Annotated in this window: 28 protein-coding genes; 14 read left to right on the forward strand and 14 right to left on the reverse strand. The window is 60.8% G+C overall.

Going from position 1 to position 26,268, the window contains the following annotated elements; translation table 11 throughout:
- Window positions 1-25: 25 nt before the first annotated feature.
- On the reverse strand, window positions 26-1,171 hold the full coding sequence (gene zapE, locus FGL86_RS14695; RefSeq protein WP_147185320.1) for a cell division protein ZapE: 1,146 nt from the start codon (window positions 1,169-1,171) through the stop codon (window positions 26-28).
- Window positions 1,172-1,437: 266 nt separating this feature from the next.
- Here zapE and FGL86_RS14700 point away from each other — a divergent pair, with 266 nt between their 5' ends.
- A complete protein-coding gene (locus tag FGL86_RS14700; RefSeq protein ID WP_147185322.1) occupies window positions 1,438-1,884 on the forward strand; it encodes a Z-ring associated ZapG family protein in 447 nt (148 codons plus the stop codon).
- A 14-nt stretch (window positions 1,885-1,898) separates the two neighbouring features.
- On the opposite strand, the gene FGL86_RS14705 is transcribed toward FGL86_RS14700, so the two are convergent.
- Window positions 1,899-2,657 carry a Nif3-like dinuclear metal center hexameric protein gene (locus FGL86_RS14705; RefSeq protein WP_147185324.1) on the reverse strand — a complete coding sequence of 253 codons (759 nt, stop codon included), beginning with the start codon at window positions 2,655-2,657 and terminating at the stop codon, window positions 1,899-1,901.
- A gap of 155 nt (window positions 2,658-2,812) precedes the next feature.
- Between FGL86_RS14705 and FGL86_RS14710 the strand changes: the two genes are divergently transcribed.
- Entirely contained in the window at window positions 2,813-4,057 is a 1,245-nt protein-coding gene (locus FGL86_RS14710; RefSeq protein WP_147185326.1) for a Do family serine endopeptidase, read from the forward strand.
- On the opposite strand, the gene hisD is transcribed toward FGL86_RS14710, so the two are convergent.
- The 9 genes from hisD to FGL86_RS14755 form a co-directional block, all read right to left on the reverse strand.
- Window positions 4,054-5,388, reverse strand: a complete 1,335-nt coding sequence (gene hisD / locus FGL86_RS14715; RefSeq protein ID WP_186764415.1) for a histidinol dehydrogenase — start codon at window positions 5,386-5,388, stop codon at window positions 4,054-4,056. The genes FGL86_RS14710 and hisD overlap by 4 nt on opposite strands.
- 63 nt (window positions 5,389-5,451) lie before the next feature.
- The gene (hisG, locus tag FGL86_RS14720) at window positions 5,452-6,111 is read right to left on the reverse strand and encodes an ATP phosphoribosyltransferase (RefSeq protein ID WP_147185329.1); all 660 of its coding nucleotides are present in this window, start codon (window positions 6,109-6,111) and stop codon (window positions 5,452-5,454) included.
- Window positions 6,112-6,165: 54 nt separating this feature from the next.
- The gene (gene murA / locus FGL86_RS14725) at window positions 6,166-7,431 is read right to left on the reverse strand and encodes a UDP-N-acetylglucosamine 1-carboxyvinyltransferase (RefSeq protein ID WP_147185331.1); all 1,266 of its coding nucleotides are present in this window, start codon (window positions 7,429-7,431) and stop codon (window positions 6,166-6,168) included.
- A gap of 8 nt (window positions 7,432-7,439) precedes the next feature.
- Window positions 7,440-7,694: a BolA family protein gene (locus FGL86_RS14730; protein WP_147185333.1), complete on the reverse strand. Its 255-nt coding sequence runs from the start codon at window positions 7,692-7,694 to the stop codon at window positions 7,440-7,442.
- A gap of 143 nt (window positions 7,695-7,837) precedes the next feature.
- On the reverse strand, window positions 7,838-8,221 hold the full coding sequence (locus FGL86_RS14735; protein ID WP_147185335.1) for an STAS domain-containing protein: 384 nt from the start codon (window positions 8,219-8,221) through the stop codon (window positions 7,838-7,840).
- On the reverse strand, window positions 8,218-8,805 hold the full coding sequence (locus FGL86_RS14740; RefSeq protein ID WP_246131808.1) for an MlaC/ttg2D family ABC transporter substrate-binding protein: 588 nt from the start codon (window positions 8,803-8,805) through the stop codon (window positions 8,218-8,220). The genes FGL86_RS14735 and FGL86_RS14740 overlap by 4 nt, the downstream gene beginning before the upstream one ends.
- A gap of 98 nt (window positions 8,806-8,903) precedes the next feature.
- On the reverse strand, window positions 8,904-9,368 hold the full coding sequence (mlaD, locus tag FGL86_RS14745; RefSeq protein WP_147185339.1) for an outer membrane lipid asymmetry maintenance protein MlaD: 465 nt from the start codon (window positions 9,366-9,368) through the stop codon (window positions 8,904-8,906).
- Window positions 9,365-10,147 (reverse strand): lipid asymmetry maintenance ABC transporter permease subunit MlaE, encoded by a 783-nt coding sequence (gene mlaE, locus FGL86_RS14750; protein ID WP_147185341.1) that lies wholly within the window; start codon window positions 10,145-10,147, stop codon window positions 9,365-9,367. The genes mlaD and mlaE overlap by 4 nt, the downstream gene beginning before the upstream one ends.
- Window positions 10,144-10,956 carry an ABC transporter ATP-binding protein gene (locus FGL86_RS14755; RefSeq protein ID WP_147185343.1) on the reverse strand — a complete coding sequence of 271 codons (813 nt, stop codon included), beginning with the start codon at window positions 10,954-10,956 and terminating at the stop codon, window positions 10,144-10,146. The genes mlaE and FGL86_RS14755 overlap by 4 nt, the downstream gene beginning before the upstream one ends.
- Window positions 10,957-11,208: 252 nt before the next feature.
- Here FGL86_RS14755 and FGL86_RS14760 point away from each other — a divergent pair, with 252 nt between their 5' ends.
- From FGL86_RS14760 to FGL86_RS14810, 11 genes are all read left to right on the forward strand, one after another.
- Window positions 11,209-12,204, forward strand: a complete 996-nt coding sequence (locus tag FGL86_RS14760) for a KpsF/GutQ family sugar-phosphate isomerase (protein ID WP_147185345.1) — start codon at window positions 11,209-11,211, stop codon at window positions 12,202-12,204.
- A gap of 35 nt (window positions 12,205-12,239) precedes the next feature.
- Window positions 12,240-12,836, forward strand: coding sequence for a KdsC family phosphatase (locus tag FGL86_RS14765; RefSeq protein WP_147185347.1), 597 nt, complete (start codon window positions 12,240-12,242; stop codon window positions 12,834-12,836).
- Between the two features lie 5 nt (window positions 12,837-12,841).
- The gene (lptC, locus tag FGL86_RS14770; protein ID WP_147185349.1) at window positions 12,842-13,426 is read left to right on the forward strand and encodes an LPS export ABC transporter periplasmic protein LptC; all 585 of its coding nucleotides are present in this window, start codon (window positions 12,842-12,844) and stop codon (window positions 13,424-13,426) included.
- The gene (gene lptA / locus FGL86_RS14775; RefSeq protein WP_147185351.1) at window positions 13,423-13,947 is read left to right on the forward strand and encodes a lipopolysaccharide transport periplasmic protein LptA; all 525 of its coding nucleotides are present in this window, start codon (window positions 13,423-13,425) and stop codon (window positions 13,945-13,947) included. Before lptC ends, lptA begins: the two co-directional genes overlap by 4 nt.
- 25 nt (window positions 13,948-13,972) lie before the next feature.
- Window positions 13,973-14,698 (forward strand): LPS export ABC transporter ATP-binding protein, encoded by a 726-nt coding sequence (gene lptB / locus FGL86_RS14780; protein ID WP_147185353.1) that lies wholly within the window; start codon window positions 13,973-13,975, stop codon window positions 14,696-14,698.
- A gap of 179 nt (window positions 14,699-14,877) precedes the next feature.
- On the forward strand, window positions 14,878-16,302 hold the full coding sequence (locus tag FGL86_RS14785) for an RNA polymerase factor sigma-54 (RefSeq protein WP_147185354.1): 1,425 nt from the start codon (window positions 14,878-14,880) through the stop codon (window positions 16,300-16,302).
- 132 nt (window positions 16,303-16,434) lie between these two features.
- The gene (gene hpf / locus FGL86_RS14790) at window positions 16,435-16,743 is read left to right on the forward strand and encodes a ribosome hibernation-promoting factor, HPF/YfiA family (RefSeq protein ID WP_147185356.1); all 309 of its coding nucleotides are present in this window, start codon (window positions 16,435-16,437) and stop codon (window positions 16,741-16,743) included.
- A 4-nt stretch (window positions 16,744-16,747) separates the two neighbouring features.
- A complete protein-coding gene (gene ptsN / locus FGL86_RS14795; RefSeq protein WP_147185357.1) occupies window positions 16,748-17,227 on the forward strand; it encodes a PTS IIA-like nitrogen regulatory protein PtsN in 480 nt (159 codons plus the stop codon).
- Between the two features lie 38 nt (window positions 17,228-17,265).
- The gene (gene rapZ / locus FGL86_RS14800) at window positions 17,266-18,180 is read left to right on the forward strand and encodes an RNase adapter RapZ (protein ID WP_147185359.1); all 915 of its coding nucleotides are present in this window, start codon (window positions 17,266-17,268) and stop codon (window positions 18,178-18,180) included.
- Window positions 18,181-18,185: 5 nt separating this feature from the next.
- A complete protein-coding gene (locus FGL86_RS14805; RefSeq protein ID WP_147185361.1) occupies window positions 18,186-18,455 on the forward strand; it encodes an HPr family phosphocarrier protein in 270 nt (89 codons plus the stop codon).
- A 23-nt stretch (window positions 18,456-18,478) separates the two neighbouring features.
- Window positions 18,479-19,027 carry a BUD32 family EKC/KEOPS complex subunit gene (locus tag FGL86_RS14810; RefSeq protein ID WP_147185363.1) on the forward strand — a complete coding sequence of 183 codons (549 nt, stop codon included), beginning with the start codon at window positions 18,479-18,481 and terminating at the stop codon, window positions 19,025-19,027.
- Here FGL86_RS14810 and pmbA read toward each other — a convergent pair.
- Window positions 19,024-20,364, reverse strand: a complete 1,341-nt coding sequence (gene pmbA, locus FGL86_RS14815; protein WP_147185364.1) for a metalloprotease PmbA — start codon at window positions 20,362-20,364, stop codon at window positions 19,024-19,026. The two genes, FGL86_RS14810 and pmbA, sit on opposite strands and share 4 nt — an antisense overlap.
- A gap of 77 nt (window positions 20,365-20,441) precedes the next feature.
- Here pmbA and yjgA point away from each other — a divergent pair, with 77 nt between their 5' ends.
- A complete protein-coding gene (gene yjgA / locus FGL86_RS14820; protein ID WP_147185367.1) occupies window positions 20,442-20,963 on the forward strand; it encodes a ribosome biogenesis factor YjgA in 522 nt (173 codons plus the stop codon).
- A gap of 35 nt (window positions 20,964-20,998) precedes the next feature.
- Here yjgA and tldD read toward each other — a convergent pair whose 3' ends face one another.
- Window positions 20,999-22,468 carry a metalloprotease TldD gene (tldD, locus tag FGL86_RS14825; protein WP_147185369.1) on the reverse strand — a complete coding sequence of 490 codons (1,470 nt, stop codon included), beginning with the start codon at window positions 22,466-22,468 and terminating at the stop codon, window positions 20,999-21,001.
- The gene (locus FGL86_RS14830) at window positions 22,465-26,268 is read right to left on the reverse strand and encodes a YhdP family protein (RefSeq protein ID WP_147185371.1); all 3,804 of its coding nucleotides are present in this window, start codon (window positions 26,266-26,268) and stop codon (window positions 22,465-22,467) included. The genes tldD and FGL86_RS14830 overlap by 4 nt, the downstream gene beginning before the upstream one ends.

The following is a 26,268-nucleotide window of genomic DNA, read 5'->3' on the forward strand; positions in this document are numbered from 1 at the left end:
AGAGCTTTCCCCGATCGGCGTTGAATCAGGCCTTGTGCGCCAGGGCCAGATACTCCCTGGACTGCATTTCCTGAAGTCGCGACTGGGTGCGCGTGAACTCGAAACTCAGCTTGCTTCCGGTATACAGATCCGTCGCCGTGGTTTCCGCGGACATCAGCAGCTTGACTCCGCGATCATAGAATTCGTCGACTAGATTGATGAAGCGGCGCGCCTGATCATCCTGCCCGCGGCCCATCCGCGGCACCTGAGATATCAGCACGCTATGAAACTCCCGTGCCAGTTCGATGTAATCATTTTGACTACGTGGGCCCTCGCAGAGCTCGGCGAAATCAAACCAGACGATGCCTTCATGCAGACATTTGGCGCGAATCCTGCGGCCGTTGATCTCCAGATCCACCTCTTGCTCACCTTCGCTTCCCGCCAGTTCGACGAAGCTGTTGGCCAACGCCCTTTCTGCGGCAGCATTCGCTGGTGAGTGAAATACCTGGGTTCGTTCGAGGGTGCGCAGCCGATAATCGACCCCGGAATCCACGTTGACCACTTCGCAGTACTTTTCGAGAAGTGCGATGGCTGGCAGGAAACGCGAGCGCTGCAAACCATCCTTGTAAAGCTCCCGGGGCGGGATATTGGAGGTCGCCACCAGCACGACACCTCGGGAAAACAGCGCCTCGAGTAGATTAGCGAGAATCATTGCATCGGTAATGTCCTTGACGAAAAATTCATCGAAGCAGATCACTCGCGCTTCCGCGGCGAACTTGGCGCCGATCAATTCCAGCGGGTTCTTTTCTCCCTTGTAATGATTGAGCTCCGCGTGCACCCGCTGCATGAATCGATGAAAATGAGTGCGCATCTTGTCGGGAAAGGGCAATCCCTCGTAGAACGTATCCACCAGATAGGTCTTGCCCCGACCGACACCGCCCCAGAGATACAATCCCTGGATGTCAGTCGTCGCATCCAGGACCGATTTTTTTTGACCGCGGACTTTAGCGCTGCTGAACAGTCCGGACATCCTCGAACGCAGCGCCTTCTTGACAGTCTTGGCGGGAGGCTTTTCCATGGAAGTCGTTTCAAGCAACTGCTCGAAAAGACGCTGCAGATGCTTTACCGCCTTTTCCTGGGAGGCATCGTACTCGAATCCCTTGCGAGACAGATTTTCTCGGTAGCGAGCCATCGGCGACAACGCCCTGAATTGCCCCGCTGAATGAGAGGAAGCCGCCGACAAAGTCGTCTTGATGGAAGTTGGTTTGGCGCACATGAACTGACTCGAGACGATGCTGAAAAGGCCGCATTGTACGCCATGCCTATCCTTTGCGCACCGTGGGCGTACAAGTGCATTGACCCGAGTCTTGTCTTGCCTCGTATAATAACGACACATCGATTTGGCCTACGTTGGAGATGCGCAGGCCAGAAAGTCCAATGAAGCGGAGATAGTTCCACGTGGAAGCAAGCAATATCGAATGGATTGCCACTATTGTGGTCAGTGGCTTGATCGGCGTGGCCATCGGCGCGCTGGGCTATCATCTTTTCAATACCGATAGTACAAGCAACCAGAAAAAGCGCCAGCGGCTGGCGGAACTCGAGCTTGAGCTCAATCAGACCAGAGAAGCCTTTACCGCACATGTCCAACGCGCCCGAGAGCTTTCCGACAGCATCAAGAGTCAAAGCGAAATGCTCGAGCAACACCTTGCCCAAGATGCGGAAACGCTATCCGGGACACTGCGCCTTCAACACGGCTCGAATATGACTCATGCTGCAACGGAGAACGCGGCACCGGCGATGCCACGGGATTACGCGGATGGCAACCACGGTACCCTATCGGAAAACTTCGGCCTCGAACACGAAGACAACGAGGCGAATCAACCTTCTCCGGCACCGCGCTATTAAGCGCCGAAAAGCGCTTACACCGGATTGTCGATTTCCATGTAACGATGCTCGATACCGAAGCGCTCCTCCAGCCACGTCCCCATCGCCTGTACGCCGTAGCGTTCCGTGGCGTGATGGCCCGCCGCCAAGTAGGTGATACCCAGCTCTCGGGCCAGATGCGTTGTACGCTCGGAAATCTCACCGGAAATAAATGCATCCGCGCCGGCTTCCCAGGCTTGGACGATCATGTCCTGGGCGGCGCCGGTGCACCAGGCGAGGCTACGAATCTCTCGATCGTGACCTTCGATCAGCAGCGGCTTGCGACCAAGACGCTCCCAGACCAGCGCCGCCAGCGCCTGACTGTCGAGTGCCGACGACGGGCATCCCTGCCATAAAAGCCCCTGGCCAAGATCGCCATCCACACACCCCTCTACCACCAGATCCAGCTGCTGGGCTAGCTGAGCGTTGTTGCCCAGCTCTGCGTGCGCGTCCAGCGGCAGGTGATAGGCCAGCAGATTAATATCATGGAGCATCAAGGTCGCCAGCCGCTTGCGTTTGATACCGGTGATCTCCACGGGCTCGTTCTTCCAGAAATAGCCATGATGCACCAGTACCAGATCCGCCTGCCAGGCGACCGCTTCGTCAAGCAGCGTCTGGCAGGCGGTCACGCCGCTCATGATGCGATTAATACGCTCCTTTCCCGATACCTGCAGTCCGTTAACGGTAAAATCCTTGAACCGCGCCGGCTCTAGACGAGCATCACAGGCGGCTACTAGGGTATCTCGACCGATCATGGCTTCTCCTTGCACCGTTACGTTTGTATCGTCCGTCATATCAATCCGCATTGCCTGTCCGGCGACTCGGTAGCAGAAGTTACGGCGTTGGCAATGTTACACTGCCGCCATTTTAACACCGTGAATCGCTAGCGTTCATTAATAAGGATCCGGGTATGCGTCGTCTTCTTAAACGGCTTATATGGCCCATTCTTGCCGGTATAATACTGGCCGTAGGGCTGTTGATGTTCTTTCCACAGCTTGGAAGTCGTTCAATCTTCAAAGCGCCCTCGGACGGGAACCAGAACGTCGTACCTCCCTCGATCCTGGCACCGACTCGCGAAGCGCCAGGTGAAGAAATTTCGCGCCCCGCCCCAAAAATACGCACCGCGCCGCCCGTTTCGCGCCAAGGCGGACCGGTCAGCTATGCGGAGGGGGTCGAGCGGGCGGCCCCTGCGGTGGTCAACATCTATTCCTCACGGATCGTCGAAAGCGAGCAGCATCCGCTGATGTCAGACCCTTTCTTTCGTCAGTTCTTCGGCGACGACATGCCACAACGCCAGCGCATGCTGTCGAGCCTGGGGTCTGGGGTCATCGTCAGCGACAGCGGCTATGTGCTGACCAACCAGCATGTCATCAGCGGCGCGGATCAGATACAGGTAGCGCTGCGAGACGGACGCGAGACCTTGGCAACGGTCATTGGCACCGACGTGGAAAGCGACCTGGCGGTTCTGCACATCGAACTGGATGACATACCGGTCATCGCGCTGAGCGATTCGGAAAAGACGGAAGTCGGTGATGTAGTCCTGGCCATCGGCAACCCCTTCGGCGTCGGCCAGACCGTAACCATGGGCATCGTCAGCGCCACGGGACGCAACCATCTGGGGCTTAATGCCTACGAGGATTTCATCCAGACCGACGCAGCCATCAATCCAGGCAACTCCGGGGGTGCGCTGGTCAATCCGGAAGGCGCCATGGTCGGCATCAATACCGCCATCTTTTCTCGCTCCGGCGGCTCTCAGGGCATCGGCTTCGCAATTCCCGCCAATCTCGCCCGGGACATTCTCGATCAGCTGGTGACACAAGGGCGTGTCATTCGCGGCTGGCTGGGGGTCGAGGCTCGACAGATGACCCAGGAGCTGGCGACTTCCTTCGGTCTGAAGGCTTTGGGAGGCGTGGCGATCACCCGCGTGGTGCCGAACGGCCCCGCGGACAAGGCGGGGCTGAAAAGCGGCGATGTGCTGTTGAAGATCAACGATCGTTTCTTGGTGGACGCTCGGGCGGTCATGGCGGATATTGCGGAGATTCCCCCCGGCACCCAGCTGCCGCTCAGAATTCTACGCAACGGCGAACGTCAGGAAATCGTCTTGACGGTCGGCGAACGTCCCAAACCTCGCGCGGAAAATCGTACCCAGGATTAGGCGCGATCACCCTGCCCCTTGATTCGAAGCTCGGCGGAACGGGCATGGGCGGTCAAGGACTCACCTCGCGCCAGCCGCGAAGCAGTCTCGCCCAACTGCGCCGCTCCCTGAGCGGTGCACTGAATGATCGAGGAGCGCTTCTGGAAGTCGTAGACACCCAAAGGCGATGAAAAACGCGCCGTGCCGGAAGTCGGCAGCACGTGATTGGGTCCGGCGCAGTAGTCCCCCAGCGCCTCGGAGGTATAGCGTCCGAGGAAGATTGCGCCGGCGTGACGAACCTCCGCAAGCCAGCTCTGCGCATCAATCACGGAAAGTTCCAGATGTTCCGGCGCGATACGATTGATCAGGGTTATGGCTTCATGGCGGCCCCGGCACTCGATCAGCGCACCGCGCCTCTCGAGAGAAGCGCCAATGATTTCCGCGCGTTCCATGCTCGGCAGCAGGCGCTCGATGGATGCCGCGACCGCGTTCAGGTGCTCGCTATCCCAGCCCACCAGAATCGCCTGGGCATCCTCGTCGTGTTCCGCCTGGGAGAACAGATCCATTGCCAGCCAGTCCGGGTCCGTGGTGCCATCGCTGACGACCAGAATCTCCGAAGGGCCGGCGATCATGTCGATCCCCACCTGACCGAACACCGCTCGCTTGGCGGTGGCGACATAGATGTTGCCCGGACCGACGATCTTGTCGACCCGCGGCACCGTCTCGGTGCCATAGGCCAGCGCCGCTACCGCCTGGGCGCCACCGAGGGTGAAGACACGATCCACCTGTGCCAGATGCGCCGCCGCCAGCACCAGCTCGTTGACGACGCCATCCGGGGTCGGCACCACCATGATGATTTCCTTCACCCCTGCCACCCGAGCGGGAATGGCGTTCATCAGCACCGACGAAGGGTAGGCCGCCTTGCCGCCGGGCACATAGATACCGACCCTATCCAGCGGGGTGACCTGCTGGCCCAGCAGATTGCCCAGTTCATCCGTATAGTGCCAGGATTCTGGCTTCTGGCGCTGATGATAGTTCCGCACACGCTCGGCGGCGACGCTCAAGGCGTCCCGCTGGGCCGGCGGTAGACCACGATAGGCGGCCTCGAGACGTCCGGCGCCCAGGGTCAGCTCCGTCATGTCCTGGGCATCGAGTCGATCGAAGCGCCGAGTGTAGTCGAGCAGGGCCGCGTCCCCGTCAAGGCGCACCGCGCCGATGATTTCCTCGACCCGGGCCGCCACCTCCGCGCTGGACACGCCCTCCCAGGCCAGCAGATCATTCAGCCGGCTATCGAAGTCGCTTGCATCGGTGGACAGACGAGTGATATCGATCTTCAAATCAGTAGGACTCATAACGATGGGCTCATAGGTTCTCTGGCGGACAAGGCGGATCCATCACGATGGACGGCGACGGAATCAGGCAAGCGCCGAATGCGTCTGCCTACGGTTGTCGACCGCTTCGCGCAGGCGCTCGATCAAGGGCTTCAACTGCCGGTGCTTCATGGTCATGGCGGCCTGATTGACCACCAGACGAGTGCTGATGGAAGCAATGACCTCGCGAGGCTCCATGCCGTTGGCCCGCAGCGTATTGCCAGTATCGACAATATCGACGATCTCGTCCGCCAGATTCATCAACGGCGCCAGCTCCATGGCCCCATACAGCTTGATGACCTCGGCTTGAATACCCCGTTGTGCATAGTAACTTCGCGCCACGGAAACGAATTTGGTGGCGACCCGACGCCTCGGTCCGGCGGGGCGGGCATCGCGAATACCCGCGGTCATCAGCTTGCAGCGGGCGATTTCCAGATCCAGCGGTTCGTAAAGGCCTTCCGCGCCATGTTCCAGCAGCGTGTCCTTGCCTGCCACGCCGAGATCCGCCGCTCCCAGCTGCACGTAGGTCGGCACGTCGGAAGCGCGAATCACCACCAGCTTGACATTCGCCAGATTGGTGTCAAATAGCAGTTTACGGCTTTTTTTCAGATCCTCCGTCGGACAAATCCCCGCGTCCGCCAGCAGCGGTAAGGTTTCATCGAGGATACGACCCTTGGAAAGCGCCAGAATCAATTGTTTGGACATCGTGCCATACACTTATGAATAAATTGGATGCCTAATCAATAACTTGTTCAACATTCAACCGGGAACTCGACGAATTTTTGCTCCCAGCAACTGTAGCTTTTCCTCGATGCACTCGTAGCCCCGATCGATATGATAGATACGATCCACCAGGGTTTCGCCTTGAGCGATTGTCGCCGCCACGACCAAGGAAGCGGACGCCCGCAAATCCGTTGCCATGACCGGCGCGCCGGATAGCTGCTCCACCCCGGTGATGACCGCGGTGTTGCCCTCGAGAGCAATATTGGCACCCATTCGGTTGAGTTCCTGCACGTGCATGAAGCGATTCTCGAAGATGGTTTCCACCACCCGGGCCGTGCCTTGCGCTACCGCATTGAGGGCCACGAACTGTGCCTGCATGTCCGTGGGAAACGCGGGATAAGGCGCGGTACGAATATTGACCGCCCGTGGGCGCTTGCCTTGCATATCCGCCTCGATCCAGTCCGCGCCGGTGGTGATCGAAGCCCCGGCCTCTTCCAGCTTGGCCAGCACCGCTTCGAGGATATCCGCGCGGGTCTTGCGTACCCGCACCCGCCCCCCGGTCATTGCCGCCGCTACCAGAAAGGTGCCGGTTTCGATGCGATCTGGCATCACATCATATTCGCAGCCATGCAGCCGCTCCACGCCGACTACGGTGATGGTATCCGTGCCGTGGCCGCTGATGTTGGCGCCCATCTTGATCAGGCAGTCCGCCAGATCGACGATTTCCGGCTCCCGAGCGGCATTTTCCAGCACTGTGGTGCCGGCAGCCAGACTCGCGGCCATCAGCAGGTTCTCAGTGCCGGTCACCGTCACCGTATCGAAGAAGACATGCGCCCCTTTCAAGCGACCGCCGGGCACTCGGGCACGCACGTAGCCGTTCTCGACGCTGATCTCCGCCCCCATCGCCTCCAGGCCGCGCAGGTGCAGGTCCACCGGTCGCGAGCCGATGGCGCAGCCGCCAGGCAGCGATACATCCGCGGTACCGAAATGCGCCAGCAATGGTCCCAATACCAGAATGGAGGCGCGCATCTTCTTGACCAGTTCGTAAGGCGCATGGCAGTCCTTCACCTGGGCGCCATCGAGTTGAATGGTCATGCGCTCCCCCAGTACCGGCTCGACCCCCATGCGCCCCAATAGCTCCAGGGTTGTGGTGATATCCTGCAGGTGAGGCAGGTTGCCGATGGTCACCGGCCCTTCGGAAAGCAGCGTGGCGCACAGAATGGGTAACGCCGCGTTCTTGGCGCCGCTTGCCCAGACCTCGCCGTCAAGCGGCCCGTTACCGGTGATGATCAGCTTGTCCATGGTCTCTGTCAGCTTCCGGTGTTTTCTGGGGCGGTCTGCCACTGGGCGGGCGTATAGGTCTTGATACTGACCGCATGTATCTCGCCGCTGGCGATTTCATTGGTCAGGGCTTCGTAGATGAACTGCTGGCGACGCACCGGCGTCAGGGACGCGAATACCTCACCCACGGCAATCACCTGAAAATCACAGCCTTCGCCGCGCACGTGAAAATCACAGCTTTCGATTCGCTCGTCGAGCAACGTCTTGACGTCCTGAGATTGCATGAGAAGCCTCCTTGAGTTGCACTGGCGTAGCGGTCTGACTCGGTGCCAGACCCTCGCCATGGTATACAAAAGCAAAGGGCTTGGCGATGGCGAAGCCACTCCAAGCCCTCTGGCGACACTGCTTGATTGAGCCCGAATGCGCGCTATGGCGCCGGATCGCTCGCCTGTGTTTTATCTGACGCTTTTTCCTGGTCAGACGCTGCCTCACTGCCTGGCAACAGGGCATCGAGTCCCGCCAACTCTGTCAGCCGCTTGAGCGGCTTGGAAAGTGCAACCTCCTGCACCTTGACCCCGGAACGATGCGCGTCGCGAAGCCATTCGAGCACCACGCTCAGGGCCGCGCTGCTGACCTGGTCCACACCGCTCATATCGATACTGACGGTACTTTGCGCTGGCCGCTGCTCCAGCCATTGATGCCCGGCAGCGGCCAGCGGCGGCGCCACCGAGAAATCCACATCCCCGGACGCCAGCAGACGATCCTCCCGGGCCTCCAGACGAGCTCCCTCTCCCTCGAACAGTTGGGTCATGCGTTGCCGCCCTGCTCGAGCTCATCGACACCCACTTCCGGCGCCCAGTTGTCGATGACCGCATCATAATCGCGGTTCTGGTTACGCATCGCCTGATCGAACTGATTGCGGAAAGTCAGCCCCAGGTTGATGCCGTTGACAATGACGTTGACCACTTTCCATTCGCCGTCTCCCAGACGCAAGGAGTAGCTGACCGGATAGATCTTGCCATCGCTTGCCACCACTTCCATATCGACGCTGGCCTGATCCTCGTAACGCGAGCTCTGATTATCCAGCACGCGAATATCCTGATAATCGAAGGTCACCAACCCCTTGGCATAGGTGTCGATCAGGGTCTGCCGAAACACGTCCGCGAAACGCGAGCGCTGGGCGGGACTGGCGTTCTTGAAATACCGTCCCATGACGCTGGCACCGATGTAGCGAAAATCCGCGATATTTTCCAGGCTGTCGTCGACGACGGCTTCCAGCTCATCGGGATTGTTCTTGAAATAGTCCTTGCGACCTTCGATCTTGCTCATCAGCGTATCCACGCTTTGGCGAATCATCTGCTCCGGGCGCTGATCGGCCTGTTGCGCCAAGGCCATCCCCGCGCCAAGACTCAATAGAAGTGCCAGCAGCAAGCTCGAGAATCTAGAAGCTGTCATTGCGTATCGCATCGAATCGTCCTTTTGCTGTGATCGGGTCATTTCTCGACCATTTCGGAAACGAACTGTTGAATCAATTCTTCCAGCACCAAGGCTGACTGAGTGTCACGAATGGTGTCGTTATCCTTGAGCATGTTCGGCGCGCCGCCAACGGAAATACCGATATACTGCTCCCCCAGCAGACCGGCGGTCAGGATAGCGGCGGTGGAATCCTCCGGTAGATCCCCTTCCAGGGAGCTGTCCAGCGCCATGGTCACGGTAGCATCGAACCATTCCTCGTCGAGTTCGATACTGGTCACGCGACCGATGGTCACCCCGGCCAGTGTGACCCTCGCCCGAGGCTTGAGACCACCGATATTGGAAAAATTGGCCTTGAGAGTAAAATTCTCATCGACCTTTCCCAGGGACAAGCCGCTGACCTGCAGCCCCAGGAACAGAATCCCCAGGATGCCGGCGAGCATGAACAGCCCCACCCCGAACTCGATCATCTTGCTGCGCTTCATCCTAGTTCTCCAAACATCAGCGCGGTAAGTACAAAATCCAGCCCCAGTACCGCCAACGAAGAGTACACCACGGTACGGGTCGTCGCCCGCGAGATCCCTTCGGAAGTCGGCACCAGGTCATAACCTTGAAATACCGCGATCCAGGTCACCACCAAGGCAAACACCAGGCTCTTGAGCATGCCGTTGCCGATATCGTTGAACAACTCGACGCTGGACTGCATGCTGCTCCAATAGGAGCCTTCGAACACTCCAAGCCAATCCACGCCAACCAGATAGCCGCCCCAGATGCCGATGACGCTGAAGCCCACCGTCAGCAGGGGCAACGAAACGAAGCCGGCCCACAGGCGCGGCGCCACGATGCGGCGCAACGGGTCGACGCCAATCATCTCCATGCTGGTCAACTGCTCCGTGGCCTTCATCAAACCGATTTCCGCGGTCAGGGCGGACCCGGCCCGTCCGGCGAACAGAAGCGCCGCCACCACCGGCGACAGCTCCCGCAGCAGGGTCAGAGAGACCATTTGCCCCAGCGCCTCCTCGGCGCCGAAGTCCACCAGAATGGTATAGCCCTGTAGCGCCAGCACCATGCCGATGAACAGTCCCGAAACCAGCACGATGGCCAAGGACAGCACGCCGACGGAATGCATCTGATGCAGCCAAAGGTGCAGGCCCTGCCGGGAAGGAATGCCTACCATCGATCGCGATAGAAAAACGCCGGCGCGCCCCAGGGCTTCCAGCAATGTACAGCCGCGCCGCCCTAGGCGAAGAATGAATTCGATCATCGCCGACTCTCCGTCTGCAGGATATCGTCGAAAAACGCCGGAGCGGGATAATGAAACGGCACCGGGCCATCCGGCTCGCCGTGAATGAACTGGCGGATCCGGGCGTCGTCGTCCACGTCGAGGGTTTGCGGCGTGCCCTGTGCCATCACCTTGCCGTCCGCGATGACATACACATAGTCGGCGATGGAAAGGGTCTCCTTGATGTCATGGGAAACGATCACGCTGGTCAGACCCAAGGCTCGATTGGCGCGCTTGATCAACTGCACCAGCACACCCATGGAGATGGGATCCTGGCCGACGAAGGGCTCATCGTAGAAGATCAGTTCCGGATCCAACGCCAGCGCTCGCGCCAAGGCCACCCGCCGGGCCATGCCACCGGAAAGTTCTGCCGGCATCAAGGATCGCGCGCCTCGCAGCCCGACGGATTCCAGTTTCATCAGTACCACGTCGCGTACCATGTCGTCGGTCAGCTTCGTGTGCACCCGCAGAGGAAAAGCCACGTTCTCGTATACGCTGAGATCGGAAAACAGCGCGCCGCTTTGAAACAGCATGCCCATGCGGCGGCGCAAGGCAAACAGGGCGCGCCGAGAAATACGATGAACATCCTGATCGGCGAAAGTCACCCGCCCCGCGTCCGGCGTCAGCTGTCCGCCCATCAGTTTCAATATCGTGGTCTTGCCGCTACCGCTGGGGCCTAGGATCGCCGTGATCTTGCCTCGAGGAATGGTCATGTCCACTCCGCGAAAGATTTCCTTGTCGCCTCGGGAAAACCGCAACCCCTCGACCACTACCAAGGGAGAATCGTCCATTCAGTCGGTCCTGGGTGAAATTATCGAACATCGTATCCTAACCTCGACGACTTTAGCCAGTATCCGCGAGCGTTCGCGGATATTCTCTTGTCGCCCTGATTCCAATAAAGGCGACGCGTTCGACGAGCCGCAATGATCGCTACAGCCTTCTCATTCTTTTACTGTACTTTTTGATAGGCCTCCGCACTCTTTATTACCTTTGCCTGAGGGGAAGCGCTTGAGTCCAGTCTCTGGACAGGCAACAATTCCCTCATGACCGATTCCCTCAAGACCCTCGACAGCGACTCTTCCTACCGCGCCAGCGCGCGCCGAGCCCTGCGGCTGGAAAGCGAGGCCATCGCGGCGCTCGAATCCCGGCTTGATGATCATTTCGATCGCGCCTGCGAACTGATCCTGGCATGTCACGGCCGCGTGGTGGTGACCGGCATGGGCAAGTCCGGGCATATCGCCGGCAAGATCGCCGCGACCCTGGCCAGCACCGGTACGCCGGCCTTCTTCGTGCACCCGGGAGAAGCCAGCCACGGCGATCTGGGCATGATCACCCCCAAGGATATCGTGCTGGCGCTGTCGAATTCCGGTGAAACCAGCGAAGTGGTCGCCCTGATTCCGCTGCTCAAGCGCATCAAGGTGCCCCTGATCAGCATGACCGGGCGAACCACCTCTACTCTCGCCCGTCACGCGGATGCTCATCTGGATGCGGCGGTCGCCCGAGAGGCTTGTCCGCTGGATCTGGCGCCCACTTCCTCGACCACCGCCGCTCTGGCGCTGGGCGATGCCCTGGCAGTCACGCTGCTCGAATCCCGAGGATTTACCGCGGAGGATTTCGCCCTGACTCACCCGGGTGGTAGCCTGGGCCGGCGTCTGCTGCTCAAGGTAGCGGACCTGATGCATGAGGGCGCGCGTCTGCCCCAGGTGCCGCTGGGAAGCCCCCTGCGGGACGCCTTGCTGGAAATCACTCGTCAGGGGCTCGGCTTCACCTGCGTGGTAGATGCTCGAGGCACGCTGGCGGGGGTGTATACCGATGGCGATCTGCGCCGCACCCTGGATCAGTATCACGATCTGCACGAACTCAAGGTGGATGATGTCATGACTCGGCCAGGCAAGCGCATTGCGCCAAACCTGCTGGCGGTGGAAGCGGTTCGCCTGATGGAAGACAATCGCATCACCGCCCTGGCGGTAGTGGACGATGAAGGCCGTCCGATAGGCGCCTTGCATATGCATGACCTGCTGGCCAGCGGCGTCATATAAGCGCCAGCCACAATCCGCTACTTCACGGAGACGATATGCCCTCTGCTACCAGCGACGGCTTTTCCGTTCGCGCGCAAAAAATCGAACTGCTGGCTCTGGACGTCGATGGCGTCTTGACGGACGGTCGGCTGTATTTTCATGCGGACGGCTCGGAAATCAAGACCTTTCATACCCAGGACGGCCATCGCCTCAAGCTGCTGCAACAATCAGGAATCAAGATAGCCCTGATCACCGGACGCGAGTCGCCCATGGTGACCCGGCGCGCCGTGGCGCTGGGCATCGAGCACATCATTCAGGGCCGCGACGACAAGCTGGCCGCGCTGCAGGAACTGATGAACCAGTTGGGGCTCGATTTTTTCCAGGTCGCTTACTGCGGCGACGATCTGCCGGATCTTGCCGCCATCCACCTTGCGGGCCTTGGCATCAGCGTGCCCAACGCGCCGCCCTATATACAGGACGCGGCAGACTGGGTCACCCAAACTCCCGGCGGCTTTGGTGCCGTACGGGAGATTTGCGACAGGCTTCTAGAAGCCAGAGGCTGCTGGGAACGGGTGGTGGAAACCTTTCTGCAGGGCGCAAGTCTCAGCGACCACCCTCTTTCCGATCATTCCTCTGCCGATGAAGAAGGCTGATACCCATGCGCCAGCGCCTTGCAAGAATACCGCCCAAGTTCTGGCTGCTGCTGATTCTGCTGGCTCTCGGCGTCGTTCTGGCGCTGTTTTTCGATCGGGGCGGCGTACGAATCCCCGGACCCGTGCCGGAAGATCCCGCCGGGGAGCCGGACTACTTCCTGGAAGGGGCGAACCTGACCCGCTTCAACGAGCAGGGCGAAGCCTATCAGCGCCTGCAAAGTCCGCGACTGGTGCACACACCGGTGGATGATGTCACACGCGCCAAGACCCCTCGACTACGTATCTACGACGAGGATGAGCGAGTCTGGCTGGCACGCGGCGAAAGCGGACGCCTGGCGCCAAACGGCACCCAGGTGACCCTGAGCGGCCAGGCGGAGCTGGAAGCGCCGGAGGAAAACTGGCTGCTGGAAACCGAGGTGCTGCATTATTTGCCGGGTAGCGGTCATGCCTATAGCCAAGGTGAAGCCACCCTGCGTCAACCGCCCCAGCACATCCGCGGCGAGCGCTTCGACGCCTGGATCAACGAAGGCCGCGCTCGGCTTACCGGCAAGGTGCGCGGCTTCCACCCCGTCAAGGAATCCTCATCATGAACCACTGTTTTTCTCTGCGAACTGTTCTGCTGACCGGCGCCCTGCTGATCGGGCCGGCAAGCATCGCGCCGTTCGCCTTCGCGCTGGAAGGCGACGCCAGCGCCCCCATCGAGATCAGCGCCGACCGCCTGGAGCTCGATGACAAGGCGGGTACCGCCATTTATACCGGCGACGTGGACATGCAGCAGGGCAGCATGAAGCTGACCGGCGCACGGGTGGAGATCCAGCGCAACGCAGATGGTCAGGTTTCACGGGTGACCGCCACCGGTGACCGAGCCTATATCGAGCAGAAGCCCAGCCCCGAGGATCCCCTGGCCAAGGGCTGGGGGCAAACCATCGTCTATCATGCGGCGGAACGGCGTGTCGAACTGATCGATCAGGCGGAGCTGCACCGTGGGGAGGATGTGTTCAACGGCGCCTATGTGGAATACCAGCTCGACCGTCGCGTGGTGGAAGCGCGCGCCGAGGCCGAGGGCACCCAGCGCCAGCGAGTACGCATGACGTTGACGCCGGAGCAGTAAATCGTTGGAGCATTCAAGGGAAAGCATGAAGACACTGAGCGTTCGTCATCTGGCCAAGAGCTACAAGCGCCGCCGGGTGGTGCAGGATATCAGCCTGGACATCGAGCAAGGACATATCGTCGGGCTACTGGGGCCCAACGGCGCCGGCAAGACCACCGCCTTCTACATGATCGTCGGGCTGGTGCGAGCGGACGCTGGCCAGGTCTTTATCGATGACCACAATCTGTCCCAGGCGGCCATGCACCAGCGCGCCCGCGCGGGTATCGGTTATCTACCCCAAGAGGCGTCGATCTTCCGCAAGCTTTCCGTGGCGGACAACATCCTGGCGATTCTCGAAACCCGCAAGGACCTCGACCGCGCCGGTCGGCGGGCGCGGCTCGACTCGCTGCTGGAGGATTTTCACATCACTCATATCCGCGACAACCTAGGCATGAGCCTCTCTGGCGGGGAAAGGCGCCGAGTGGAAATCGCCCGGGCCCTGGCTACAGAGCCTACCTTCATACTGCTGGATGAGCCTTTTGCCGGGGTGGATCCCATTTCGGTCGGGGAAATCAAGACGATCATTCGTGAACTCAAGGCGCGCGGCATCGGCGTGCTGATTACCGATCACAACGTGCGCGATACCCTGGATATCTGTGATCGAGCCTATATCGTGGGCAATGGCCAGATCATCGCCGAAGGCGATCCTCAGAGCATCCTGTCCAACCAGAAGGTTCGAGACGTCTACCTCGGGGCAGATTTCAGGCTTTGAGAAAGACGGCTAAGCGACTTCCTCGACGCTTTTTCACCGCCACTTCTTGACAATCGATTTTTATTTTCCCGTGATGATTTTTCTGGCATGCAAATTGCTTGTTTTTCTCATACGTATATTGCTTGCTCAGGAATCAAGGGATAGGGTGAGGATGAATTCGCTTTCGCGCTGTTGAAACCATGGTCATGAAACCCTCGTTGCAGTTACGTGTCGGCACCCAGCTGACCATGACGCCCCAGCTGCAGCAGGCCATCTCCCTGCTACAGCTTTCCACCCTGGATCTGCGCCAGGAAATCCAGCAGGCGCTGGAATCCAACCCGATGCTGGAACTCGAAGAAGCCTACGGCGAACAAGTCGTCGAGCCACTTCAGGAAGAAGACTGGCCGGAAGAGATCCCCCAAGAACTGAGCACCGATAGCGAATGGTCGGATACCTTCCAGGATTTCCACTCATCCGGTGTCGCTGGCGAAGGGCCGGACATGGAGCGCAGCGCTCAAGGCACCAGCCTGCGGGATCATCTTTTCTGGCAGCTGGCGATGACCGATATCGACAGTCGTGAACGCCGAATCGCGGAAAGTCTGATCGATGCGGTGGACCCCAACGGTTATTTGCAAAGCCCGCTGCAGGAGATCACGGAAGGCCTCAAGGCTCAGGGCATGAGTGATCTCGAACCCGCGGAAATCGAGACAGTGCTGGCACGGCTGCAGCAGTTCGAACCGACCGGCGTCTTTGCCCGCCATCTCGGCGAATGCCTGCTGCTGCAGTTGAACAGCCTGACCCAGGCTCCGCCTTTTTTGGCTCAGGCCAAGCGGCTGGCACGTCAATTCCTCACGGCGCTGGCCGCCAACGATCGCAAGCTGCTGAAACGTCGCTTGGGTCTCGACGATGACGCGCTGCAACAGGCCATCGATCTCATCCTCGGCCTGGACCCACGCCCGGGCCATGTCTTCGATACCATAAACAGCGACTATGTCATTCCCGACCTGCTGGCCCGGCGCGTGCAGGGAGACTGGCGCATCGAGCTGAACCCCGACGCCCTGCCCCGCCTGCGTATCCAGCCGGATTACGCCGCACTGATACGCCGCGCGGATAAAAGCGATGACAACACCTTCATGAAGCATCATCTGCAGGAAGCGCGATGGTTGATCAAGAGCCTGTCGAGTCGCAACGCCACCCTGCTCAAGGTCGGCCAGGAAATCATGGTCCACCAGCTCGATTTTCTGGAACAGGGCGATCAGGCCATGAAGCCGTTAGTGCTGGCGGAGATCGCCGCCAAAGTGGAAATGCACGAATCCACGGTTTCCCGGGTCACCACCCAGAAATTCATTCATACGCCTCAAGGGGTATTCGAGCTCAAGCATTTCTTTTCCAGCCAGCTGGGCGGCAGCGATGGAGAAAGCCATTCCGGCACCGCCATACGGGCGCGCCTGTACAAGCTGATCGAACAGGAACCCGCTCGCAAACCGCTTTCCGACAGTAGACTGGTAGATTTGCTGAACGCCGACGGTGTTCAGGTCGCCCGGCGCACCGTGGCGAAATACCGCGAAGCGCTGGGAATACCGCCTTCCAACGAGCGCAAACGGTTGTCCCACTTGAAAAAATGAGTCAACCGCGTTTGCATGAGCGGTATTTTGGATGCTGTGATAAGGACGTCAGCGTAATATTGACGCCTGGACTATGCAGGATGCCAAAAAGGGTTACAATCTAGACGACTGCCGACGGAAAAGGAGCGTGACATGCAAGTCAATATCACCGGCCATCATGTGGAACTCACCGACGCCCTACGTAACTACGTTAATGAAAAGCTCGCCCGCCTGGAGCGTCATTACGACAATATCACTACGGTGCAGGTGACTCTCTCCATCGAGAAGGAGCGTCAGCAAGCCGCCTGCATTATGCACGTCGCCGGTGGGGAATTGCATGCGGAAGCGGAAAACGACGACATGTATGCTGCCATCGATGCCTTGACCGACAAGCTCGACCGTCAGCTGGTCAAGCACAAGGAAAAAGCCCAGGCCCGCGCCCAAGGGGCCGGTGCTCGCTGAAACGATGAATCTGGAAACCATTCTCCCCCCGGAGCGCACGCTGTTCGATGTCCCCGGGGGAAGCAAGAAAAGAGTGCTGGAATTCTTCAGCACCTTTATCGCCCAGAACACCCCCAGTCTCGATAGCCAGGAAGTCTTCAGCCGCCTGATTGGTCGCGAACGACTCGGTAGCACTGGCATCGGCAATGGCGTGGCGATTCCGCATTCGCGCAACCCACACTGCAAGACCCCCTTGGCGGGCTTTTTGAAACTGTCGGAACCCGTCGACTTCGACGCCATCGATGGTGAGCCGGTGGATCTGGTCTTCGTGCTGCTGGTACCTGAGGAAGCGGACGATACGCATCTGGCCCTGCTTGGCCAGGTGGCACGTGTCATGGGGGATCTGACCACACGTCAACAGCTGCGCAAGAGCGCCAGCCAACAACAGCTATACGAGATCCTGTTGCAAGCCATCCATCGTCAGCGTGACGAGGATACGAACTGACAGCGACTTCTAGCCACCGCTACCCGGGAGTTTTTCAAATGCAGCTCGTGATCATCAGTGGTCGTTCGGGCTCCGGCAAATCCATCGCGCTTCAGGCCCTGGAAGATCTCGGCTTCTATGCCATCGACAATATGCCGGCCATGCTGCTCGGCCCCCTGGTGGACGAGCTTCAGCACGGCGAGACGCCGCGCTCCTCGGTTGCCGTCAGTATCGATGCCCGTAATCTGCCCGGGGCGCTTGAGCGCTTTCCGGCGATGCTGGCAGCGGTACAAGAACGTGGTATCGACTGCCGAGTCATCTATTTGACCACGGACGCCCGTGTACTTCTCGAGCGTTATTCCTCCACGCGCCGACGTCATCCGCTGACTCGCGATCGCGACGTGACCTTGGCGGAGGCGATCGAGATGGAAGAAATCGCTCTGGAGGACATTCACGATCTGGCGGATCTGGTAATTGATACCACCGGCCTTTCCGTCCATGACCTGCGCGGGCGCATTGCCGAACAGGTTGCCGGCCACGTCAGTCAACAAATGACGCTGACCTTCGAATCCTTCGGTTTCAAGCATGGCGTACCGCTGGATTCGGATACGGTGTTCGACGCACGCTGCCTTCCCAATCCTTTCTGGGATCGCGCCCTGCGGCAGTTCAACGGTCGCGATCCGGAAATCATCGAATTTCTCGAGAATTTCGACGATGTCAGGGCGATGGCCGACGATATCACCGGCTGGCTGGAACGCTGGCTGCCGGTATATCAGGATAGCCGGCGCAGTTACATGACCGTAGCCATCGGCTGCACGGGTGGCCAGCACCGTTCCGTCTATCTGGCGGAGCGCCTGGCTCAACATTTCGCCAAGCACTATCCTGACGTGAAGCTGCGCCACCGGGAACTGGGCATTCAACTCACCGTCGAACAAGACGTCCGCGAGGCGTCCACGAACAGCGCGGAACCCTAGCCACCATGCCAAAGCGCCGACTCACACTAACCAACAAGCGGGGTCTGCACGCCCGCGCGGCGACAAAACTGGTTCAGTGCTGCCAGAATTATCAGGCAAACGTCAGGGTTCATCATCAGGGCCGGGAAGCGGACGCTGCCAATATCATGTCGCTTCTGATGCTGGCGGCGCCCTGTGGTAGCGTGCTCGACGTTCATGCGGACGGCGAGGAGGCCACCGCCACCCTGGACGCCTTGGAAGCCCTTTTCGATGCCCGCTTCGACGAAGACGCCTAGACCCGGCCTACCGTGGAACGACGATGCAACTGATACAAAGCGGCAAATATTCAATGGTCTACTTCGATCCCGAAAAAGACCATTTCATCAAGACCTTTCATCCCAAGCCTTTCGACAAGCTGCGCTACGCCCTGGGTATTCGCCCTCACCCAGGGCACAATTTCGCGCGGATCGCCGCCCGGCTGGCGGCGCTTGATATCGCATCGCCCACCATCGTCGAGGCCCGCAAGTATCGGCTGGTCACCGAGAACGTCCACGGCGCGCCCCTCAAGCAGCTGATTCTCGAATCCGAGGCGCTGCAGACCCGCTACCTGGATATCCTCGTCGCCTATTATCGCCACGACATCCACTGTCGGGGCCTGCATACGGACAATTTCCTGGTCCGCGACGGACAGGTGTTCGCCATCGATCTCGACGCCTACAAGGCGCCGCGTTTCTTCAAATACGCCAAGCGCGAGTTCCTGGACTGCCTGAAACGCTCGCTGAAAGGCTCCGAAGCCTTTTTGTTCCAGCGCTTGCTCGCACGTCTGGGGCTGGACAGCGACTATCGGCCCATCGAAACGCGTACTTAGCCGCCTGCTATGGTCATCTCGCCGACCAACCAACTCCCCGTATGAATGCTGCCGCGGGTATCCGTATCGTCACCGACGCCGATCAAGCCCTCGAACATGGCCTGCAGGCTGCCGGCGATGGTGAACTCCTCGATGGGATACTGAATCTCGCCGTTCTCGACCCAGAAACCCGCCGCGCCGCGGGAATAATCCCCGGTTACGCTATTGACGCCTTGGCCCATCAGTTCGGTGACCACCACCCCACGATCCATTTTCGCCAATAATTCCTCCCGGGACTGTAGCGGCGCTTTCAAGCGAAGGTTGCGCGCGCCGCCGGCGTTGCCGGTAGTCTCCATGCCCAGGCGCCGGGCGCTGTAAGCGGAAAGCATGTAGCTCGCCAGGCGGCCCTGGTCGATGAAGAGATTGTCCCGGGTCTGGACGCCGTCATTGTCGAAGGGACTGCTGGACATGGCGCCGCGCTCCAGCGGTCGTTCCTGCAGCGAAAACCATTGTGGAAACAGCGAATCATCGAGGCGCCCGCAAAGAAAAGATGCCTCGCGATACAGCGCGCCGCCGGCAATCGCTCCCATCAGATGGCCGATCAGACCGCTGGCCAGCTGCGGGTCGAACAGCACCGGCATGCGTCCGGTGGCGGGTCGCCGCGCGCCGAGACGTCGCAGGGTGCGCTCCGCCGCCTGACGACCGATGGCTTGCGGGCTCGCCAGCTGGCGCGGATCCCGCACGCTGGAGTAGTCGTAGTCCCGCTGCATGCCCTTCTCGTCCTCGGCGATCAACATACAGGAAAGCGAGTGGCGGCTACCGCGCTGGCTGCCCAGGAAGCCATGGCTGTTGGCATAGACCCGCACGCCTTCGCCGCTGGAAAGACTCGCACCTTCTGACTGACTGATACCGGAAACATCCCGCCCTGCAGACTCGCAGGCCAGCGCCAGTTCGATGGCGTCTTCGGTGGAAAGCGCCCAGGGGTGATGCACGTCCAGATCCGGAAACGTTGTCGCCATCAGGCGGGCATCCGCCAGACCCGCCGCCGGATCTTCCCCGGTATGAGTCGCGATAGCCATGGCCTTTTCCACCGCGGCGCGAATCGAGGCATCTCCCGCATCCGAAGAAGAGGCGCTGCCCTTGCGGGCGCCCACGTAAACCGTTACCGCGAACCCCTGATCCCGGGACAGCTCGACGCTTTCCACCTCGCCGAGTCGAACGCTGATGCCGATCCCCTGATCGACGCTGGCGCCTACTTCGCAGGAATCCGCTCCCAGTTGACGTGCCAACTCCACGGCGGTACTAGCACGGGATTCCAGCAGGTCCTGCTGAGCGGCGGCATCGAATGCCTGGGTCATATGACCTCCTTCAATGGTTGTCGAACAAGACGCTGGTATACTCGTCTTCAATTCACACACGTTCTGGAAATGCTGGCATGTCCTTCGATTCCCCCACCGACTCCGATCCGCAAGACGGCGCACCGCGACCGAGCAAGACCCAGCGCAAGCAGGAAATGCACGCCTTGCAGGCCCTGGGCGAAAAGATCATCGCCCTGAGCGAGTCCCGTCGCGCGAAACTGCCGCTGTCCGACGATCTGCTGTTCGCCATCGAGGAAACGTCGCGTATCCGCTCTCACGAGGGGCGCCGCCGGCACATGCAGTACGTCGGCAAGCTGATGCGTCGCGAGGATCTGTCGGCGATCCAGGCGGTATTCGATGAATTCGAGCAGGAGAGCCAGCGACGCGATCATGCGTTTCATCGTTTGGAGCGCTGGCGGGATCGCTTGATCGAAGAAGGCGATCCCGCCGTCGAGGCCTTCGTCGCCGTCTATCCGGATATCGATCGTCAAGCGCTGCGTCAGCTGATTCGCAATGCCCAGCGGGAACGTCAGCGGGACAAGCCACCCACCAATGCCCGGCGGCTGTTCAAGCTGCTGCGGGATACTGCCGAGCTATAACGCCGAGCTCCTGGCCGCCAAGTCGGCAGCTTTTCTTACGATTGTGTACCCCCTACGGTCAACTCATCCAGCTTGAGCGTCGGCTGACCCACCCCTACCGGCACGCCCTGGCCTTCCTTGCCGCAGACGCCGATGCCGGTATCCAGTTCCAGGTCATGGCCGATCATCGACACGCGCCCCATGGCCTCCGGGCCGTTGCCGATCAGGGTCGCGCCCTTGACCGGCGTGGTGATACGGCCATCTTCGATCAGATAGGCCTCGCTGGCGGAGAACACGAACTTGCCGGAGGTGATATCCACCTGGCCACCGCCGAAACTGACCGCATAGATACCCCGCTTGACGCTCCTGATGATGTCCTGAGGATCATCCTGGCCCGCCAGCATGTAGGTATTGGTCATGCGAGGCATGGGCATGTGGGCATAGGATTCCCGGCGTGAATTGCCGGTGGGCGCCATACCCATCAGCCTTGCATTGAGCTTGTCCTGCATGTAGCCGGTGAGGATGCCATCCTCGATCAGCGGCGTATACTGGCCCGGCGTGCCTTCGTCGTCGACGCTCATGGAGCCCCGGCGATCCGCCAGGGTGGCATCGTCGACTACGGTGACCCCGGGCGCGGCGACCCGCTGGCCCATGAGCCCGGCGAAGGCGGAACTGCCCTTGCGGTTGAAGTCGCCCTCCAGGCCGTGGCCAACCGCTTCGTGAAGCAGAATACCCGGCCAGCCCGGCCCCAGTACCACCGGCATCTGCCCGGCGGGGGCGTCCACCGCCTCGAGATTGACCAGGGCCTGGCGCACCGCTTCCTTGGCAAAGCGCGTGGCGGCGTTCTCGTCCCGCAGGCGACTCATGGGATAACGACCGCCGCCGCCGGCACTGCCGCGCTCCCGGCGTCCCTCCCGTTGAGCAATCACGTTGACATTGAGGCGCACCAGCGGGCGAATATCTGCCGCCAGGGTGCCATCACTGGCCCGCACCAGCATCACTTCATGCACTCCGGACAGAGAGGCGCTGACGTGGGTTATTGCCGGATCCGCGCCGCGAGCGACGCGATCCGCTTCCTTGAGCAGGGCAATCTTGTCTTCCGCGCTCAGTCCACCGAGCGGATCGACGCCGCGGTAACGGCTCTGGGCCTGGCCGATCACATGGGGCGTCAAGGCAATGCGTGAACCGCTCTTGGCGATTCCCGAGACGATGCGCCCGGTTTCACTCAGGGCCTCCGCGGTCATCTGATTGGAGTAGGCGAAGCCGGTCTTGTCGCCGGTCATGGCCCGCACGCCGACGCCGCCGTCGATATCGTAGCTGGCGTCCTTGACCTCGCCGTCTTCCAGCACCCAGCTTTCCTGCCAGCTGCGCTGGAAATACAGGTCCGCGTAATCCACCCCGGGGGTCAGGATAGCCGCCAGGGATCTGTCGATGGACTCCAGATCGAGGCCGCCCGGTTCGAGCAGCGTCGCGATGGCGCTTCCCATCACGTTCTGGGCAACGGGCTCACAAGACAGTTGGTTCATTGGGCACTTTCCACGGAAATTTGCGGCTCGGTCCAGGGACCGCGCACGCGATAATGAATTTGGGACACCGTATCCAGTGCCCCGCCAAACAGGCGCTCGGCGATGAACATGGCGCCGCCGATGATCGGCCCTCCCGCCACCAGCGCCGCCACGGGCAAGGCCTGGCTGACAGGCAATGTGATCGTCAAACGCTGATCGAGTTCACGTTTTGCCAGATCCACCGACCCATTCAGGGTGATCGACGCCGCCACCGCGTCGATCTTCACCGGCCCGGCGGTTTCGAGAATGCCACCATAGAGGGTGGCGTCGCCCTTCACGCTATCGAAGGCGGTACCGCGTCCGGTGACATCGGTGAAGTCCAGACGCAGACGGCGCAGCAGATTGTCGAAATTCAAAAGCCCCACTAGCTTGGCGGACGGCGACTGCACATTCAAGAAGCGCCCATTGCGCAAATCGACACCGATGCTGCCTCGGGAGCGCTCCAAGGCGAACTGCCAGGGCGCCCCGGGCCAGGCCAGCTGAGCATCGACCCGGGTATCGGCATTACGGATAGACACCTCCTGCCCCAGCACCGCCAGGGCGGAACCGAGATCACCGCCCTCCAGCTTCAGTCGGGAGCGAGTCAGGCTGGCGGCTTCGCCCGCTGTTTCCCAGGTCAGCTCTCCGCTGGCCTCGACCTGACCCAGCCTCAGGGATACGGGCGCCAGTTCGAGACGCGCCGAGGAGGCTTGCCAGGCGGCGCTCAGCGGGCCGAAACGCTGACCGCGATACTCCAGGGAGGTGACGTTGAGTTGCCCCGCGGGCAAGTTTTCCAGACCCGCCGGATAGGCCAGCGGCTGCGGCGCCGGCGCCACTTCATCGAGCAGGCTGTCCGGCGCGCTGGGCTCCGACACCAGCGCCCCCAGATTCAACCGGGAAAGGCTGATATCCAGGGGGCGCGCCTGACTGGGCCGATAGTCGAAGCGCCCCTCCATCAGACTGCCTCGCAGACCGGCTCGCCAACCTCCCCGCCCCTGAGGGAAGGCCCGTATATCCAGATCCCCCAGACAGCGTTGATCCAGTGACAGGCAGTCCGTGGAGAGACGCAGCGCGCTGACAGCGGCACTGGAAGCACCGCCGTCGCCCAGACCATCGGAGCCCAGCGCGGAAAGTGTCTCCTGCCAGGCACCGATACTCAACCGCGGCGTTTGCCAGTCCACTTCCCAACCGCCACCGGTTGGCCAGCGCGGCGCCTGAGGCCAATCCTCGAGCCATAGCTGACCTTGAGGCGCCATATCGTCGAGATCGCGATAGCGCAGACGCAGTCGGTTCGCCAGAGTCGCGTCAAGCTGCCGGTTTTCCGGCTCAAAGCTCACAGCGAGCGGTGCCTTGTCCTCGGCACGCTTGCCGAAGGGCGCGGGCAGGCGGATTGCAAGGCCTTCGAGATCGCTCTGCAGCGCGACCCGCGGCGGCAGATTGGCATAATCGACCTGCGCGGTGTATAGCAAAGAACCATTTACCAGCGGGAGAAAAGCCGACTGATCCGCCCAGCGCAGCAGTGCCTGAGCCTGTGCCTTGCCATCAAGAATCACTCGCTGGGCATCCACGTCGAAGTTCGCGCCAAGCGGACCGCCGAAGGCCTGGGCATCGAGTTTGCCGTCGAGCCCGCCCTGCTGATTCGCGTAGCGATAGGTTACCTGGCCCTCGAGTGCCTCAAGGTCCAGGGACGCCGGCTGATATGTCAGACGAGGCGCCTCAAGCCGAGTCGCTACACTTAGCACCAGAGCATCCGGGTCGGCGATCGGCATCTCGAGATCGAGCTGGCCGGTGATATCTCCCTGACCTTGCCAATCCTTCGGGTCGAGCTCGACGTCTGGAATACCCGCTAGAAAATCAATCAGCGCCACGGGCGTTCCGACAGAGGACGCGCTGACGCCAAGAATGTCGTTCTCCAGTTCGACACTGCCTTGGCGAATCTCGAGCCCGCGGCTTTCACCGCTTTCGACCCGGGCGGCCAGGTGCTGTCCTTCTAGATCCAGATGGCCTTTGAGCTCCTCCAGCGCCGGCCAGCCTTCCGCATAGACGAGAGAGCCGTCTTCGACATCCAGGGAAAGCGTGAGATCGAGCTGTTCCGGCGTGAGATCCTCGACCAGCGGCATGGCCAGGGAAAAACGCCCCCGAGGTACCCGGCCGGCGATCCCCTGTGATAGCCACTCCGTCAGTTCCGGACCGAGAGCCCCTGTCGGCAGCCACTCCGCCAGGGGCGTGGTGACCGCATCGACATTCGCGAAATCGAGATCGAGAGCAAAGGCATTTTGCTCATCGTCACCCAGCGCCAGCTGAAAACCGCCGGTCACCAGGGCGTCGCGCCACCGGGCCTGAAGATTCTTTCCGGTGATTTTCGCCCGCTTACCTTCGAGCTGCCAATCCACCTCTCCCTGAGCGGCGTCCAGGCGCAGGGGCTCGGGGAAGATTTCCGGAATTATTAGACGGGTATCGCGACCGCTGAAGCGAACCTCGCCCTGTCCATCCTGGGTCTCGATCCAGGCATCCACCGGCCCGCCGCCGGGAATCTGATTCCAGGGGTCGACCCGGGCATCCCCCAGCATGATCCGGCTTCGCCAGGCGTCATCCCGATAGCCAAGTCCCAGACCACTCACTCGGCCTCGAGGCGACAGCTTAGTCAACAATTCCTCGAGGGATGACGGCAGCGGGAGCGCCTCGCGCCAGCGATTCATGGCCGCCAGATCGAACTCGCTGGCGTTCATCCACCACTCGCTCCCTTGGCCATGCGCCTGCCAATACTGAGGCAAGGGAGGCGAGGAATCCGCTATTTTCTCCTCCGCCTCCAGGTTGAACCAGGCTTGCCAGGCCTCGCTTTTCTCGCGCTGCCACTGGCCGACCGCGTGAATACCCTGCACGGAAAGCGTCCGGTCCTCATGATTCGCCGTCAGTTCGGGAATTCGCAGGTCGAGCCGGGCATCGTCCAACCTTCCTTCATGCCAGCGTCCCCACAGCCTTGCCTTGCCGTCGATCCGGTCGACTCGCAGCGGTTGGTTGCGGGTGAGAATTTTCGTCAGGCTGCCCAGGGTGCCCAGATCCATGTTGGCCTGCAGAGCGGCACTGAAATCCTCGAGTCCATGACTGCCCGGCTGAATTTCGATGACCGTGGTCAGCGAAGCGGAGGGCTGGTTGGCGATGTAAAGTTCGCCTTCTATATGCGCTCGATTGGCATCACCACTGAACAACAACCGAGGCGCGGTGAGCTTGAGATCCTGATCTTGATCCTGGCCGTGCAGCACCAGACTCACTCGATCCGCCACCAGCCGCTGACGCAGCAGTGCCCCCACCCAGAAATCCAGCCGCTTCAAGGTAAGGCGACTATCCGGTGTCAGCGTGGGAGGAATTTGCGCCGGGCGCGGCCAATGCCAGCTATTATCCGCTTGCTGATAGAGATGAATGGTGATGCCCTGCGCTCGGGCATCGTCCACTACCGGTAGACCCGCTATGAGCGAGGCGCCGACATCCAGCCCGAGCCGTGCCTCCTGTATCTCGAGCAGAGGCTGACGGGCCGGGCCGCGGGATACCAGGCTGAATCCTTTTATGGCGATGGCCGGGTCCACGCCACTCACTCCTCCGCGCAGCGCGTCGATGCTTACCTGGGCGTTGAAGCGCTGGGACAGCAGCTCCTCGATATGCGGCTGCCAGTAACCCATATCCGCCAGCAGCAGGCGCAGCAGTAACAGGAGTACCGCCAGAAAGCCCAACCCCCAGGCAATCAGGGTCAACACCCAACGAATCAGCAGGCGAAAGGGACTCAT

It is taken from the genome of Pistricoccus aurantiacus (genome assembly GCF_007954585.1).
GTDB classification, from domain to species: domain Bacteria; phylum Pseudomonadota; class Gammaproteobacteria; order Pseudomonadales; family Halomonadaceae; genus Pistricoccus; species Pistricoccus aurantiacus.